This window comes from Halomonas sp. R57-5, assembly GCF_900070345.1.
Taxonomy (GTDB): Bacteria; Pseudomonadota; Gammaproteobacteria; order Pseudomonadales; family Halomonadaceae; genus Vreelandella; species Vreelandella ventosae_B.
The window spans coordinates 3,340,345-3,354,256 of record NZ_LN813019.1 but is presented as its reverse complement, the minus strand read 5'-3'; the positions used below and the strand labels follow the sequence as shown (position 1 = coordinate 3,354,256).

The following is a 13,912-nucleotide window of genomic DNA, read 5'->3' as shown; positions in this document are numbered from 1 at the left end:
GAGGAGCAATCAATGAAGCTACCCGAAAGGTTACGCTTTACCGATCTTTTGCCCGTCGCTTGGCAAAATGGCGGTGGAGTAACACGTGAAGTGGCTCGCCAGGAGGGAGAAGGTGAGTCGCCGGGTTGGCGGGTTTCGGTGGCTGAACTTGACAGGGAAGGGCCATTCTCGATTATTGCTGGGGTCAGGCGTCACTTTACGGTGATAGGCGAGCATCCGGTCACACTTGTTTTGCCTGATCAGCGTGCTGTTTTGGTGGCTCGGGAAAGCTTTATCTTCGAAGGCGAAGCTGCGGTGAATTGCTTGTTGCCTGAAGGGCCGAGCCGGGCACTGAATTTAATGTACAATCCAGCAAACTGGCAGGCTTCTGTTCGCTGGCTAACGTCTGGGGAGTCGCTAAGGCAAGCCCCGAACGCTGAGGCACTTATCTTAGCTTTTGGTGGGCAGGCGTGGTTGGTCAGTGAGCCGTCACTGCCCCTTAATGGTGGCGATATTTGGCACTGGCCCAGGCCCATCGCTGATGACGAGTTAGCGACCGAAAGCTGTCACACAATGACATTTGAGACGCTGCCTGCAACGCGCCTGATTAGGATCGACCTGTTTCCGCGGGTTTGATAATTCTTTTCAGAGTGCTAATAAAGCGGGGTGGTGAAAGGGATTTGAGGAGAGCACGTGGGACGCCAACCGCCCCGGTATCAACAGATCAAACAGTACTTGCTGGATAATATCCAAACAGGTCATTTTCCCGTCGACCATAAGATCCCGCCTGAGGAGCAGCTTGCGGTTACCTTCGGTGTCAGCAGGATGACGGCCAACAAGGCCATTCGCGACCTAGTGCAGGAAGGCTATCTGGTGCGTCAATCGGGGATCGGCACTTTTGTGACGGATCGTCGCTCTGAGTCGCCATTGGCCGAAATTAATAATATCGCTGATGAGGTACGCAGCCGTGGCCACGAATACGCTAATCGTGTGGTGAGTTGCGAAGCGCTGAATGCTGACGATGAGATTGCCCTGCGGATGGGTGTGCGTATTGGGACTAGGTTATTTCATTCGATTCTTATTCACCTGGAAAATGGCCAGCCGATCCAGCTCGAAGAGCGCTTCGTCAATCCACGCTGGGTGCCTGACTATCTGGAGGCAGACTTCAATCGCCAAACGCCCAACGAGGTGTTGGTTGCCGCCTGCCCGATTACTGATATGGAGCACGTGGTAGAGGCGGTGCTGCCTGAGGCGGGTGCGGCAGAGTGGCTAGAAATTGATGCTGCGCTACCCTGCCTTAGTGTTCGTCGGCGCACTTGGTCAGGCGACCGCCTAATTAGTTATGCTCACCTGCTGCATCCCGGTGACCGCTATAAATTGCGCACCATGGCGCACTCTTCTAAGTAGTCGTTCTCGCGAAACAACAACTAGCCTATCTCACGAAACAGCCTGGTCATCGCGGCATTGTTTGACTCGTCGAGGGCGTGACGCCACTGCTGAATAACCCAGCGGCCTGCGACCATGACATCGCGTATCTGATGCTTGAAACCGCCAAACAGCCAATGGCCTAGCCGCGTTGCTTGCCAGGAATTAAGTCATTTCTATGATCATTGATAGAGCAGCTTAGGGTATGCGTATGCGGCATTTGGCTGGAATAATTGATTTTATAAATAATACAGGTACCATACAGGTGTTTTTAATGTATTCATAAGGTGCTGATAAAATAGAATTTTACGCTCTTTAAATAGATGATTAGTAATTTTTTGTGATATTCCTGACTAGACCTGTATAGTATGGTGAATAGAAAAGGAGGCTGCATGATACAGGCTGCACCAAAGTCCAAATCCGAAAGAATTGCCCGTGTGCTGGAGGCGGAAATTCGCTCTGGCTCGCTGCATGATGGAGCGGCGCTGTCTAGTGAAAGCTCCCTGGTGGAGCGTTTTGCCGTCTCGCGTACAACAGTACGCAAGGGGCTGGGTATCCTCGTCGCCAAGGGGCTCATCCGAACCAGGGTCGGAATTGGCTCCTTTGTGACCTATGGCGGTGCGGTGATTGATAACGGGCCGGGCTGGAGCCTTGCCCTATCGGATACTGGCACGCAGATGGGCGCGCGGATTCTGCAGATCGTGCGGCAACCGATGGATCTAGACGTCCAGCAGTTCACAGCAGAGTACGTGCTTGCCGTTGACCGTATCCGCTTTCGGAAAGATACAGGCCGCGCGCTGACACTAGAGCGATCCCGTGTGCCGTGGCGCGACGACTTTGCTCCGATTTTGGCAGAAGGGCTGGAGAACGGTTCGCTCAGTCAGACGTTGGAGGCGCGGAACCTATCGCCTGCCTCGGGCGAGGAGTGGGCCAATGTGTTGCCCGCTCTTACGCCTGAGGACGCAGCGCTGATGGGGCGTGCAGTGGGCGAGCCGATGCTGCGCTTGCGTCGGCTGACGCGCACGGTGTCTGGTGACATTGTCGAATATGTGGAAAGCCTTCTTGATCCGGGACTTTTTGGTCTGCACTTGGAGTTCTGAAGATGAGCGTAACGAATGCGATATTGAACCGGGCTCGCGCGACGCTAATGGGTCTCGCAATGGGCGATGCGCTTGGGATGCCGGCACAGACTTTGACGCGCAGCGCCATCCAGGCCCATTACGGCCGGATTGAAGGGTTCGTCGCCCCGTTTCAAGGGCACCCAGTTTCCCACGGGCTGCGCGCCGCGCAGGTGACCGATGACACCGAACAGACGCTGCTGCTGGCCCGAAGGCTTATCGCCCACCCCGAGGGGTTCGACCATGAGGCCTGGGCGCACGACCTACTGGAGTGGGAAGCGGCTATTCGCGCCAAGGGACTGTCGGATCTGCTTGGTCCGTCCTCCCGCACGGCGATTGACGCGCTGTTAGCCGGAGCTTCGTCCGAAGAGTCCGGGTGGCGTGGGACAACCAATGGCGCAGCAATGCGGGTTGCGCCTGTTGGAATCATGACTCCACCAGAGGTAGAAACAGTGGTTGCACGGGTTGCACTGACCTGCCGGGTAACCCATAACACTGGAGAGGCCATCGCCGCGGCGTCAGCCGTCGCCATGATGGTTAGCTGCGGGATCGCTGGGCGCGATCTGGACGCGGCGCTGAATTATGCACTGGAGGCGTGCCGCTTAGGGCAGACCGCTGGCCATGCCGTGGGTGAAACTGACATGGCCGGGCGTATCGAAACCGCTCTGTACCTGGCCGAAGGCGGCGACGAAGAAGCTCTTATCGCCGGGATCGGCACCTCTGTCGCCAGCCGCGAAAGTGTTCCGGCGGCTTTCGGCATCCTGCGTCTGGCGCAGGGCGATCTATGGCGGGGGCTGTTGATTGCCGCAAATGCAGGCGACGACACCGATACCATTGGGGCGATAGTGGGAGCCATGGCTGGTGCTTTGGGCGGTGATGTTCCTCCCGCGGCAGAGGCGCAAGTCATGGCGGCCAACGATCTGGACATCGACGCAGTCGCGCGGGGTTTGCTGGCGCTGCGCGGTGTAGATTGCGAAGAGGTCATAGGATGAGCCTGCTGCTGCAGATGACTGGGCCGGTGATGGACTTGACCTACAATGTCCGCGCCATGCCCGCCTCGGGTACGGAGGCGGAGGTTACGGGCTTTGCCATGGTTGTTGGCGGTGGATTCAATGCGATGGCCGCGGCGCATGCAGCCGGAATGGCGGTGCGCCTGGGTGGATCAATCGGCACTGGGCCGCTGGCAGGGATCGTGGCAGAACGACTGAAGGAGCTGGGCATCGACTGTGCCCGCCCGGCAGTCCCAGGACACGATCAGGGGTGTTGCACCGTGCTGCTGGAACCGGATGGAGAACGCAGCTTTGTTGGATATCCCGGTGCTGAAGGACAGATCACGGCCTCGGACTTGGCGAAGATCGAGTTGTCAGGTGTCACTCATGTGATGCTCTCGGGCTATACCCTTTACTACCCCGCAGCACGGGTTGCCTTGGCCGACTGGGTTGCCGGTCTGCAGGCGGATATCACGGTGATCTTCGATCCCTCGCCCGTCGTAGCGTTGTTGTCCGAAGTGATCCTGCGCACGGTCATGTCCCGTGCCGATTGGATCAGTGCCAATGCCGCCGAGGCAGCAGTGCTGACCGGTAAGTCCGATCCGGCGGAGGCCGCTAGCGCCCTGGCCCAAGACCGCCAGGGCGCTGTTCTGCGCAGCGGGGCGGCAGGTTGTGTGCTGGCCACTGACGGTCAGGTGCACCGGATTGAGCCTCATAGGGTTGAGGCCATTGACACCAACGGCGCGGGGGATTGCCACATTGGCTGTTTTATCGCCGAGCTTGCCCGATCCGGCGACGCTCTGCGTGCCGCGCGTTACGCCAACATCGCTGCGGCCCTGTCCACGACACGGGCCGGTTCGGCGACCCCKCCAGAGCATAGGCAGGTTTTGGCTCTGGTCTGATCTCATACCACCAATAACAAGGAGTATCTGTGATGAAGACAACATTGCTTTCCCTTTCCGCGCTTGCTCTGACGACGGGTACCGCCCTGGCGGATGAAATTCGCGTTTTAAACTGGCAGGGCTACGGCACTGACCAGAGCTTTTCCATCGAGCCCTTTGAAGAGGCGACCGGCCATACCGTTGTGCATGAATATTTCAACTCCGAGCAGGAGATGCTGACAAAGCTGCGAACCAACCCTGGCGCTTATGACGTGGTAATGATTAATGCCGTCTTCACTCCGCAGGCCATTGAGGAAGAGTTGCTGGCGCCCATTGACGCTTCGGTCATCGAAAATTATGCGGGTGTGCCGGAGCGCTTTGCGCAGGACTCAAAACTGGTTTCAGATAATGACGTCTACGGTGTGCCATGGACATGGGGCCTGACATCCTTTGCTTTCAACACATCGGTGATTGAGGAAGCGCCCGACAGCATCGAGGCGCTGTGGAATCCTGCCTATGCAGGTCGCATTTCGATCCGCGACGATGCGCTTGAGGCGATGCAACTGGCTGCGCTCGCGACCGGGCAGGACATCAATAATATTGAAGACCTGGACGCGGCGGAAGAAAAGCTCGCGGCGCTGATGCCCAACTTACGAACCTTCTGGAGCAGCGAAAACGACTGGAACCAGTACATGGCCGCAGGCGAGTTGGACATTGCTAGCTATTGGTCCGGTTCGGCCGCCCGCTCCGCCTCCCTTGGCTTGCCGGTTGAATTCGTGGTGCCGAAAGAGGGTGCGATTGGCTGGCTCGATGCCTTGTCGATCCCCGCGACCTCTGAACACAGGGAGGCTGCGCAGCAGTTCATTGACTGGATGATTGATCCTGAATTCTACACCCGCTGGGATCAGGAGGGCGCGCCTGCCTCCGCTAACGCAGATGCGGCGGCGGCTCTGCCAGAAGATGCGTTCAACAAACGCGTTCTGGGAGATCCGGAGGTGGTTGCGCGAGCGAAGTTCCAAGCGCCCGTCACGGATGAGTCGCGCGAGGCCTATTTAGAAATATGGCAGGGACTGAAAGCCGCCCAGTAAATGTCAAAATTGACCCCGATACAGGGTCCGGCAATCGCTATGCTTCCGTAGAATATAAAAAGGAAGGAGATTGGAATGGCTCAACCCACTGCTCCGATGGATCGAAGGCGCCTGTTCGCGCTTCTGTCGCCCGCCTATCTTTGGTTGCTGGTCGCGGTGTTCCTGCCTCTTTCGGCCATGCTGTTCTTCAGCTTTCTGACCGACCTGCCACAGGATACCCCGGACTGGCGGATCACGCTGGGCAATTACAACCAGTTCCTGACGAACCCGACTTACGCCACGCTGTTGTGGAAATCGCTGAAGCTGGGTTTTACCGTCACTCTGGTCTGCATCCTGATCGGCTATCCCTGCGCGTTGGTGCTGGCTCGGACTATCAAGGGACGCGCGCGCGAAACCCTGTTCCTGCTGGTGATCCTGCCGTTCTGGTCCAATTCGCTTGTCCGGATCTTCTCATGGGCCATCGTGCTGCGTGGCAACGGCGTGCTGGAACGAAGCCTTGAATTCATCCTGCCCTTCGACATCCAACTGAATCTGATGTTCACGACCGAAGCCGTGGTGATCGGGCTGGTGCACAGTTTCCTGCCATATGTGATTCTGACCTCGTATCTCGCGCTGCAGGCCATTGACGACGATATTGTGGATGCGGCTCGCTCCATGGGCGCATCGCGGATCACGATCTTGTGGCGGCTGTTGTTGCCACTGTCGCTGCCGGGACTGCTGGCGGGCGCCGTTTTGGTCTTCGTACCGGTGGTCGGATCGTTCATGGAGCCGCGCATTCTGGGTGGCCGGATGGGAACCTATTTCGGCACGGTGATCGAGGATCAATTCGTTGCCGTCTACAACTGGCCACTGGGCGCGGCGCTGTCGTTCATCCTGTTGGCCGTGGTTCTGCTGGTTCTTGCGCTGTCCAGCCCGATCCTGAAAAGGGCAAGAACATGAAAAGTTCCATTCTTTCGCTAATCGGCCGCTTCTGGCTGGTGCTGATCCTCGTGTTCCTTTATGCGCCGATCCTTGTCATGGCGACGATGTCCTTTAACGCCTCGCCGTTCTATCAACTGCCGTTCAAATTCTCGACGGAATGGTATGAACAGATGAGCGGGAACCAGCAGATCATCGCGGCTGCCGTCCGGTCGGTGCTGATCGCGCTGGCAACGACGGTGATCGCCACGGCGCTTGGCACGGCCGCCTCGATCGCGTTGTTCCKCTATGACTTTCCGGGCAAACGCGTATTTCAGGTGTTGTTGTTCCCGCCGATCGCCATTCCGTGGCTGATCACGGGCACCGCCATGCTTATCTTCTTCTTCGCCATCGGCATAGGGCGGGGCACGCCTGCGGTCATCATTGGCCACGTCGCGCTTGCCCTGCCGTATGTCATCGTCACCGTCACCGCGCGCCTGTCGAGCTTTGACATCACGCTGGAAGAAGCCGCCCGTTCCATGGGGGCTTCTGGCTGGACAGTGTTGCGGCGCGTAACTCTGCCATGGATAGCACCGGGTGTCGTGGCAGGGTCGCTTTTTGCTTTTGCCGTCAGCTTTGACCAGTTCGTGGTCAGCTATTTCCTGTCGGAACCGGGCGACAGCACGTTGCCTGTCCTGATCTACACCGCCATCCGCAAGGGGTTCACCCCGGAGATCAACGCGATTTCTACCATCATCATCACCCTGTCGATGCTGATCATGTTCCTTGCCACCCGCTATTCCAAGTTCGGAGGAGAACGCTGATGTCGCTCGTCGATGTGCGGAACGTCACGAAAAAATTCGGCCAGGCGATTGCACTGGACGAAGTGTCGATCACTTTTGAAGATGGCGGTTTCTTTGGCCTGCTTGGTCCGTCGGGATCGGGCAAGACGACGCTGCTGCGCACTATCGCCGGGTTCCATTATCCCGAAGGCGGCAGCATCCGCATCGGGGATCGGAACGTGGAAAAGATCCCGGTGGAAGAGCGCGACATCGGCATGATGTTCCAGAACTATGCGCTGTTTCCCAATATGAGCGTCGCGGACAACGTGGGTTTCGGCCTGCGGGTTCGTAAAGTGGGCGCAGCAGAGGAAAAACGGCGGATCGCCGAGGTGCTGGATCTCGTGCAGCTTGGTGCGATGGCCGGACGACGCCCGAGCCAGCTTTCGGGCGGGCAGCGGCAGAGGGTGGCGCTGGCACGGGCCATCGTGACCAACCCCAAGGTTCTGCTGCTGGATGAACCGCTGTCGGCTCTGGACAAATCGCTGCGGATCGACATGCAGATCGAGCTTAAACGCATCCAGCGTGAAATCGGCATCACCACGATTTTTGTCACCCACGATCAGGAAGAGGCGCTGACATTGTCGGATCGCATCGGCATCCTGCGGGCAGGGCGTATCGTGCAGTCAGGTCCCCCGCGAGAGGTGTATGATCATCCCAAAGACGCCTTTGCCGCAGGGTTCCTGGGAGAAGCGAATTGGCTGCCGGAAAGCCGTCTGGGCAGCCTTGCCCTCCCGGGTGGTCGCGTTGGGCGCAGCTTTGCCGTTCGGCCCGAAGCGCTGACAATCGGCGCGGTGCCAGAGGATGGGCGCAATTCTATTCGGGGGCGGCTGACTCAGCGCATTTTTGCCGGAGCTATGGCCACCTGTCTGATTGATGTCGATGGGCAGCAGTGGAAACTGGTCGCGCGGGATAGGGATATCCCCGAACTGCCACGGGATGGCAATGTCTGGCTAAGTTGGTCGCCAGAAGACACGATTGCGGTGTCAGCATGAACGATTGGCTTCTCGTCATCGGCATTCAGCCAGGCTTTCTAGTTCAAAATATCGCCACCAAAACAGACGTTACCCCAAGCCCGCCACCCAACAGCAGTACAAACAACACCCCAGCATGTGCTACCGGGCGCCAGCCAGCGGCTTTCAGGTCTGACCAGCAGGCTTTGATACCGAGGGCGACCATCGCCAAAGCCAGTGCCGCCTGGGCCAGCCATTGCAGAGCGGTAATGACCACGGGCGGCAACCAGCCCAGGCTGCCGATGCCAGCGGCGAGCATGAAACCGAAAACGAACCAGGGGATAGGCAAGCGGGTTTGGGTGGTGTCTGTTGTTTCGTTTTGACGCAATCGGATGAAGACTTGCGCCAGCACCAGCACAACGGGTGCCAGCATCATGACGCGTACCAGCTTGGTGACGACCGCGAACTCCATCGTTTCCGGACCCATGGACTGCCCAGCAGCGACCGCCTGGGCGACTTCATGGGCCGTGCTGCCTATGTAAATGCCGAACCAGGCCGGGTCCAGCCCGGAATAGGCGAACAGCAGAGGGTAGCTGAACATGGCCAGTGTGCCGAAAATAACGACCAGTGCCACGGCTAGTGTAACGTCCTGATCACGGCCCTTGATCACCGGGTTGGCGGCCATGATGGCAGCGGCACCGCAGACGGCGCTGCCGACCGAGGTCAGTGAAGCAAGCTCCGGGCTCATCTTCAGGCAGCGAATGCCAAACCAGATGCCGAAACTCAGCACCACCACGATCATAATGGCATCGGCCACCAGGGCAGGCCAGCCGACGGCGACGAGCTGGGTTAGGCTCAGGTTAAAACCAAACAGAATAATACCCAGGCGCAGCAGCTTTTGCTGAGCAAACCCCAGAACGTCTTTAGATTTTGCAGTTGGTTCGGTCGCCAGCGGTGAATTGCCATAAAGCGCACCAATCAGCACGGCCAACGGCAGGGCGCTCAGGCCTATGCCCGCCAGCAACGGCAGTTGAGACAGCAACAAGGCCGCGCCTGCCAAACCTACCAGTATCCACACCATCACATAGCTCCTGTTCAAGTGCGATTACTGTAGTTTGGTGACTATGATAAGTATAATGGATATAACTTAACTAAAAGTTCGGTTTAACTTATGAATTTTACCTTGCGCCAACTGGCCATATTCGAGGCGACAGCCCGTCTTGGGCGTCTCACACTGGCGGCCGAAGAACAGGCGATCAGCCAGTCTGCCGCGAGCCAGGCGGTAACGGAGCTGGAGCGACAAATGGGGCTGGCTTTGTTTGAGCGGAGAGGTCGAGAGTTAGTGCTTACTCCTGCCGGACGTGATCGTTTGCCGCAGGTGCGGTTGATCCTCAGCGATTGCCAGCGGCTGGCTGAAGGGTCGGGCGATGAGCTGGCAGGTCAGCTTAGAATTGCCGCCAGTACCACTATTGCCTGTTATGTAGTCCCCGGCGTACTGGCCCGGCTGACGGGCCAGTACCCGGGCATCCGCCCGACCATCGATATTCAAAACACCCGGGGCGTGTTGCAACAACTGGAAACCGGACAGGCGCAGATCGGCCTGATAGAAGGGCCGGCGGTGCACGACTATTTGCAGATTCGGCGCTGGCAGGAGGATCGGTTGGCGTTGTTTGTAACCCGGGATCACCCGTTGGCAAAAGAAAACCAGGTGTCGGCCGAGCAACTGGGAACCCTGGACTGGATTGTCCGCGAACCGGGTTCCGGCACACGGGAAGTGTTTGATACCGCCATGCAGGCGGTAGGCGTTCAGCCGAAGATACGCTTAACCCTGAGCCGTCAGGAGGCTATTAAACAAGCTGTGCTCAGTGGGCTGGGGGCAGGGTGTTTATCACACCTCTCCCTAGATGCTGATGGGTCTGGCCGTTTTGTACCGCTTAACACCGACCTGACATTAGTGCGGTCATTCTCATGGATATGTTCGCCTGAGGCGATTAAATCACCCTTGGTGCAGGCGTTTATGGAGGCTTTGACTTAGTGTCCTGAGTTAGAAATTCGAAGGACATCAGCCATAAAAAAGCCGCCAGGCCCAAAAGGCGGGAGGCGACAGACTGCTGATTGCCAACCGCATTGCCCACTGCCCGGTGATCACCGGATAGAGGGCGCCTGCGACGATCACCGCCATGACGTAGTAGGCCGCTGTACCCCCAAGCATGCTGCGCACGGCGGTTTTACCACCAATGGGCAATGGTACAAAGAATACCAATATGCCTAACAGACTGGGCACCAGTAGCTTACACAGAACGGTTGGTGTGGCTTTGAGGGTGTAGTTTGCGTCAGGCATAGGAGCTCCAAGGGCAGTTGGAGAGTTTTGGTCAGCGGGGCGCTTGTTGGTTAGCCGATATCGCGAAACAGCCTGGTCATCGCGGCATTATTTGATTCATCGAGGGCGTGACGCTGCTGCTGGATAACCCAGCGGCCTGCGACCATCACATCGCGTATCTGCTGCTTTGAACCGCCAAACAGCCAACGTCCTAGCCGTGTTTCGTCGTTACTCGTGGCGAGGTAGGGATCGCTGCCATCGAGGACGACTATATCGGCTCGTTTGCCCGCTTCGAGCGCGCCGATGGGTTGGCCAGAGGCCTGGGCGCCTCCCGCTAAGGCCTGGCGATAAAGCCAGTCGCCCACCGGGCGTATGTCGCTATTGTGCAGGCAGTTGCGTTGTTGCGTGGCAAGGCGCTGGCCATACTCAAGTAGCCGTAGCTCTTCAACCACATCGAGTGAGACATGGCTGTCGGAGCCAATGCCCAGACGCCCACCCTGGGCGGCATACTCCACTGCGCGGAAGATGCCGTCGCCCAGATTGGCCTCGGTGGTCGGACAGAGCCCTGCCACGGCGCCGCTAGTGGCGAGGTCACGTATCTCTGCATCGTCCAGGTGTGTGGCATGAATCAAACACCAGCGCTCATCCACCTCAACGTTATCCAGTAGCCAGCGCACAGGGCGTTTGCCTGAATAGGCGAGGCTGTCTTCCACTTCGCGTTGCTGCTCGGCGACATGAATGKGGCGTGGCCCGACAGGGTTCGTCGCCAGCACCGCCTGGATCTCTTCCAATGTCACCGCGCGCAGGGAATGAAACGCCATGCCTAGTGCCTGTGTGGAGTGGTCGGCAAAGCTTGGCTTCAACGTCTCAAGCAATTTCAAAAAATCTGGTACGGCGTGGATAAAACGTCTTTGCCCATGATTGGGTGGCTGGCCGCCAAAGCCGCTGTGGGCGTAAAGCACCGGTAGCAAGGTAAGCGCAATGCCACTGCGCTCGGCCGCTTGGCTAATCGCCCAGGCCATCTCAGCAGGATCGCTATGGGCCTTGCCCGATAGATCGTGGTGCAAATAATGAAACTCGCTGACCTGGGTATAGCCGCCCTTAAGCATTTCGACATACAGCGATTGGGCAATAGTGCCCACTTGATTCGGTGTCAGGCGGTCAACMAAGCCGTACATGCGGTCTCGCCAGCTCCAGAAGCTGTCTGGCTGGGGGCTACCGATTTCTGCCAGGCCCGCCATGGCGCGCTGAAAAGCGTGTGAATGTAGGTTAGGCATACCGGGTAGCGCTGGCCCGGCTAAGCGCTGGGCGTTGCCGGGCGAGCTGTTGGGCAGTACCGATATAAGCATGCCGGTGGCATCGACTTCGAACAGCACCTGAGAGGCCCATCCAGTCGGGAGTAGGGCATGATCAGCAAAATAGCAGTGGGTCATCGGGGCTCCTTTTTGTTAACGAATAACGGCTAATGTATATACATATAGCGAAGTCCGCTTCTTAGGTAAAGAAGAGAGTTGGAATTTCCTCGTAAAGTCCATTTTGGTGCGTAATTTCGCCCTATTGTTGGCGTTTGCACTATGTTGGCGAATATTTAGGGCTGAGTTGTTTTTTTGCTAAAAAGGGCGATTTAGGTGATTGCGCAGAAGCGTTTGTTGTCATAATGTATATACAAACTTTGACAGCAAACAGGAGTTACCATGTCTCTTTCACGCTTTCGCGATACCGAAATTCGGGCACCTCATGGAGCCGAGCTCTCCTGCAAGAGCTGGCTGACGGAAGCACCGCTGCGCATGCTGATGAATAACCTTGATCCAGATGTGGCCGAGAACCCCAAAGAGTTAGTGGTGTATGGCGGTATCGGTCGCGCCGCCCGTAACTGGGAGTGCTTCGATGCCATCGTTGAGACCCTCAAGCGCTTGGAAGATAACCAGTCGCTGCTGATCCAGTCCGGCAAGCCGGTGGGGGTGTTTGAGACCCATAAGGATGCGCCACGGGTATTAATCGCCAACTCCAACCTGGTGCCCGCCTGGGCCAACTGGGAGCACTTCAACGAGCTGGATAAGAAAGGCCTGATGATGTACGGCCAGATGACGGCTGGCTCATGGATCTACATCGGTTCTCAGGGCATTGTTCAGGGCACCTACGAGACCTTTGTTGAGGCTGGTCGCCAGCACTACGATGGCAAGCTAGCCGGGCGCTGGATTCTGACGGCTGGTCTTGGCGGTATGGGCGGGGCGCAACCATTGGCGGCAACGCTGGCGGGGGCCTGCAGCCTTAATATTGAGTGTCAGCAGAGCCGCATTGATATGCGTCTGCGTACCCGCTATGTGGATGAGCAGGCGAGTGATCTCGACGATGCCCTGGCGCGCCTGGAGCGCTATACCTCAGAAAGTAAAGCCGTCTCGATTGCGCTGCATGGTAATGCGGCTGAGATTCTGCCGGAACTGATTAAGCGTGGCATCAAGCCGGATATGGTGACTGACCAGACCAGCGCTCACGACCCACTGCACGGTTATCTGCCGGCAGGCTGGACTTGGGATGAGTATTTGGCACGCGGGAAGACCGAACCCGAGGTGGTGGTCAAGGCGGCTAAGCGCTCCATGGCGGTGCATGTGCAGGCCATGCTCGACTTCCAGGCAATGGGTATACCTACCTTCGATTATGGCAATAACATTCGCCAGATGGCTCAGGAGGAGGGCGTTTCTAATGCTTTCGGCTTCCCCGGCTTTGTGCCTGCCTACATTCGCCCACTGTTCTGCCAGGGAATTGGCCCATTCCGCTGGGTGGCGCTCTCCGGTGATCCAGAAGATATCTACAAGACCGACCAGAAAGTCAAAGAACTCATCCCAGATGATCCGCATCTGCATAACTGGCTGGATATGGCCAAGGAGCGTATCAGCTTCCAGGGCTTACCGGCGCGCATCTGCTGGGTGGGCTTAAAGGATCGTGCGCGTTTGGGGCAGGCGTTTAACGCCATGGTCGCCAGTGGTGAGCTCAAAGCACCCATTGTGATTGGTCGCGACCACCTGGACTCCGGCTCGGTGGCCAGCCCCAATCGTGAGACTGAATCAATGCAGGATGGCTCGGATGCCGTCTCCGACTGGCCGCTGCTCAATGCGCTGCTCAACACTGCCGGGGGCGCTACCTGGGTTTCTCTTCACCATGGCGGTGGAGTGGGCATGGGTTACTCCCAGCATGCAGGGGTGGTGATCGTCGCCGATGGCACGGATGACGCTCATGCCCGATTGGGCCGCGTGCTGCGTAATGATCCGGCCACTGGGGTCATGCGTCATGCCGATGCTGGCTACGACATCGCCAAACAGAGTGCCAGTGAGCAGGGGCTCGATTTGCCGATGGTTAAGTAATCTTCCTTATCAACTACCTCCCTCCCTTTAACGTTGCTGGATACACAGATACGGGTGTCGA

The 13,912-nt window shown here is 57.8% G+C and carries 14 protein-coding genes; 11 read left to right on the top strand and 3 right to left on the bottom strand.

Going from position 1 to position 13,912, the window contains the following annotated elements; genetic code table 11:
- The first annotated feature begins 12 nt into the window (after window positions 1–12).
- The 9 genes from HALO_RS15465 to HALO_RS15425 all read left to right on the top strand — a co-directional run bounded on the left by HALO_RS15465 (window position 13) and on the right by HALO_RS15425 (window position 8,211).
- The gene (locus HALO_RS15465; RefSeq protein WP_050713611.1) at window positions 13–615 is read left to right on the top strand and encodes a HutD/Ves family protein; all 603 of its coding nucleotides are present in this window, start codon (window positions 13–15) and stop codon (window positions 613–615) included.
- A 57-nt stretch (window positions 616–672) separates the two neighbouring features.
- Window positions 673–1,386: a histidine utilization repressor gene (gene hutC, locus HALO_RS15460; RefSeq protein ID WP_035578077.1), complete on the top strand. Its 714-nt coding sequence runs from the start codon at window positions 673–675 to the stop codon at window positions 1,384–1,386.
- Between the two features lie 410 nt (window positions 1,387–1,796).
- Complete coding sequence (locus HALO_RS15455) at window positions 1,797–2,504, top strand: GntR family transcriptional regulator (protein ID WP_035578078.1); 708 nt, start codon at window positions 1,797–1,799, stop codon at window positions 2,502–2,504.
- Window positions 2,505–2,506: 2 nt separating this feature from the next.
- Window positions 2,507–3,514, top strand: coding sequence for an ADP-ribosylglycohydrolase family protein (locus HALO_RS15450; protein ID WP_035578079.1), 1,008 nt, complete (start codon window positions 2,507–2,509; stop codon window positions 3,512–3,514).
- Window positions 3,511–4,413 carry a PfkB family carbohydrate kinase gene (locus HALO_RS15445; protein WP_035578080.1) on the top strand — a complete coding sequence of 301 codons (903 nt, stop codon included), beginning with the start codon at window positions 3,511–3,513 and terminating at the stop codon, window positions 4,411–4,413. Before HALO_RS15450 ends, HALO_RS15445 begins: the two co-directional genes overlap by 4 nt.
- Window positions 4,414–4,445: 32 nt before the next feature.
- Window positions 4,446–5,480, top strand: a complete 1,035-nt coding sequence (locus HALO_RS15440) for an ABC transporter substrate-binding protein (protein WP_035578081.1) — start codon at window positions 4,446–4,448, stop codon at window positions 5,478–5,480.
- Window positions 5,481–5,555: 75 nt separating this feature from the next.
- Window positions 5,556–6,419, top strand: a complete 864-nt coding sequence (locus HALO_RS15435; RefSeq protein WP_035578082.1) for an ABC transporter permease — start codon at window positions 5,556–5,558, stop codon at window positions 6,417–6,419.
- Window positions 6,416–7,201 carry an ABC transporter permease gene (locus tag HALO_RS15430; RefSeq protein ID WP_050713610.1) on the top strand — a complete coding sequence of 262 codons (786 nt, stop codon included), beginning with the start codon at window positions 6,416–6,418 and terminating at the stop codon, window positions 7,199–7,201. The genes HALO_RS15435 and HALO_RS15430 overlap by 4 nt, the downstream gene beginning before the upstream one ends.
- A complete protein-coding gene (locus HALO_RS15425; RefSeq protein ID WP_035578086.1) occupies window positions 7,201–8,211 on the top strand; it encodes an ABC transporter ATP-binding protein in 1,011 nt (336 codons plus the stop codon). The genes HALO_RS15430 and HALO_RS15425 overlap by 1 nt, the downstream gene beginning before the upstream one ends.
- 43 nt (window positions 8,212–8,254) lie before the next feature.
- Here HALO_RS15425 and HALO_RS15420 read toward each other — a convergent pair whose 3' ends face one another.
- A complete protein-coding gene (locus HALO_RS15420; RefSeq protein WP_327050251.1) occupies window positions 8,255–9,268 on the bottom strand; it encodes a YeiH family protein in 1,014 nt (337 codons plus the stop codon).
- Between the two features lie 72 nt (window positions 9,269–9,340).
- On the opposite strand from HALO_RS15420, the gene HALO_RS15415 reads away from it, so the two are divergent.
- Entirely contained in the window at window positions 9,341–10,204 is an 864-nt protein-coding gene (locus HALO_RS15415) for a LysR family transcriptional regulator (RefSeq protein ID WP_035578090.1), read from the top strand.
- Window positions 10,205–10,231: 27 nt separating this feature from the next.
- Here HALO_RS15415 and HALO_RS15410 read toward each other — a convergent pair whose 3' ends face one another.
- Together HALO_RS15410 and HALO_RS15405 are read right to left on the bottom strand one after the other, a co-directional pair.
- Window positions 10,232–10,510, bottom strand: coding sequence for a hypothetical protein (locus HALO_RS15410; protein WP_035578092.1), 279 nt, complete (start codon window positions 10,508–10,510; stop codon window positions 10,232–10,234).
- Between the two features lie 50 nt (window positions 10,511–10,560).
- Window positions 10,561–11,922 carry a formimidoylglutamate deiminase gene (locus HALO_RS15405; protein WP_050713609.1) on the bottom strand — a complete coding sequence of 454 codons (1,362 nt, stop codon included), beginning with the start codon at window positions 11,920–11,922 and terminating at the stop codon, window positions 10,561–10,563.
- Between the two features lie 261 nt (window positions 11,923–12,183).
- Here HALO_RS15405 and hutU point away from each other — a divergent pair, with 261 nt between their 5' ends.
- On the top strand, window positions 12,184–13,851 hold the full coding sequence (hutU, locus tag HALO_RS15400) for a urocanate hydratase (protein WP_035578096.1): 1,668 nt from the start codon (window positions 12,184–12,186) through the stop codon (window positions 13,849–13,851).
- Window positions 13,852–13,912: the final 61 nt, after the last annotated feature.

Coding starts and splice junctions, on each gene's coding strand:
- HALO_RS15435 (WP_035578082.1), top strand. CDS start 5,556: ATGGCTCAACCCACTGCTCCGATGGATCGAAGGCGCCTGTTCGCGCTT.
- HALO_RS15465 (WP_050713611.1), top strand. CDS start 13: ATGAAGCTACCCGAAAGGTTACGCTTTACCGATCTTTTGCCCGTCGCT.
- hutU (WP_035578096.1), top strand. CDS start 12,184: ATGTCTCTTTCACGCTTTCGCGATACCGAAATTCGGGCACCTCATGGA.
- HALO_RS15440 (WP_035578081.1), top strand. CDS start 4,446: ATGAAGACAACATTGCTTTCCCTTTCCGCGCTTGCTCTGACGACGGGT.
- HALO_RS15450 (WP_035578079.1), top strand. CDS start 2,507: ATGAGCGTAACGAATGCGATATTGAACCGGGCTCGCGCGACGCTAATG.
- HALO_RS15455 (WP_035578078.1), top strand. CDS start 1,797: ATGATACAGGCTGCACCAAAGTCCAAATCCGAAAGAATTGCCCGTGTG.
- HALO_RS15410 (WP_035578092.1), bottom strand. CDS start 10,510: ATGCCTGACGCAAACTACACCCTCAAAGCCACACCAACCGTTCTGTGT.
- HALO_RS15425 (WP_035578086.1), top strand. CDS start 7,201: ATGTCGCTCGTCGATGTGCGGAACGTCACGAAAAAATTCGGCCAGGCG.
- HALO_RS15415 (WP_035578090.1), top strand. CDS start 9,341: ATGAATTTTACCTTGCGCCAACTGGCCATATTCGAGGCGACAGCCCGT.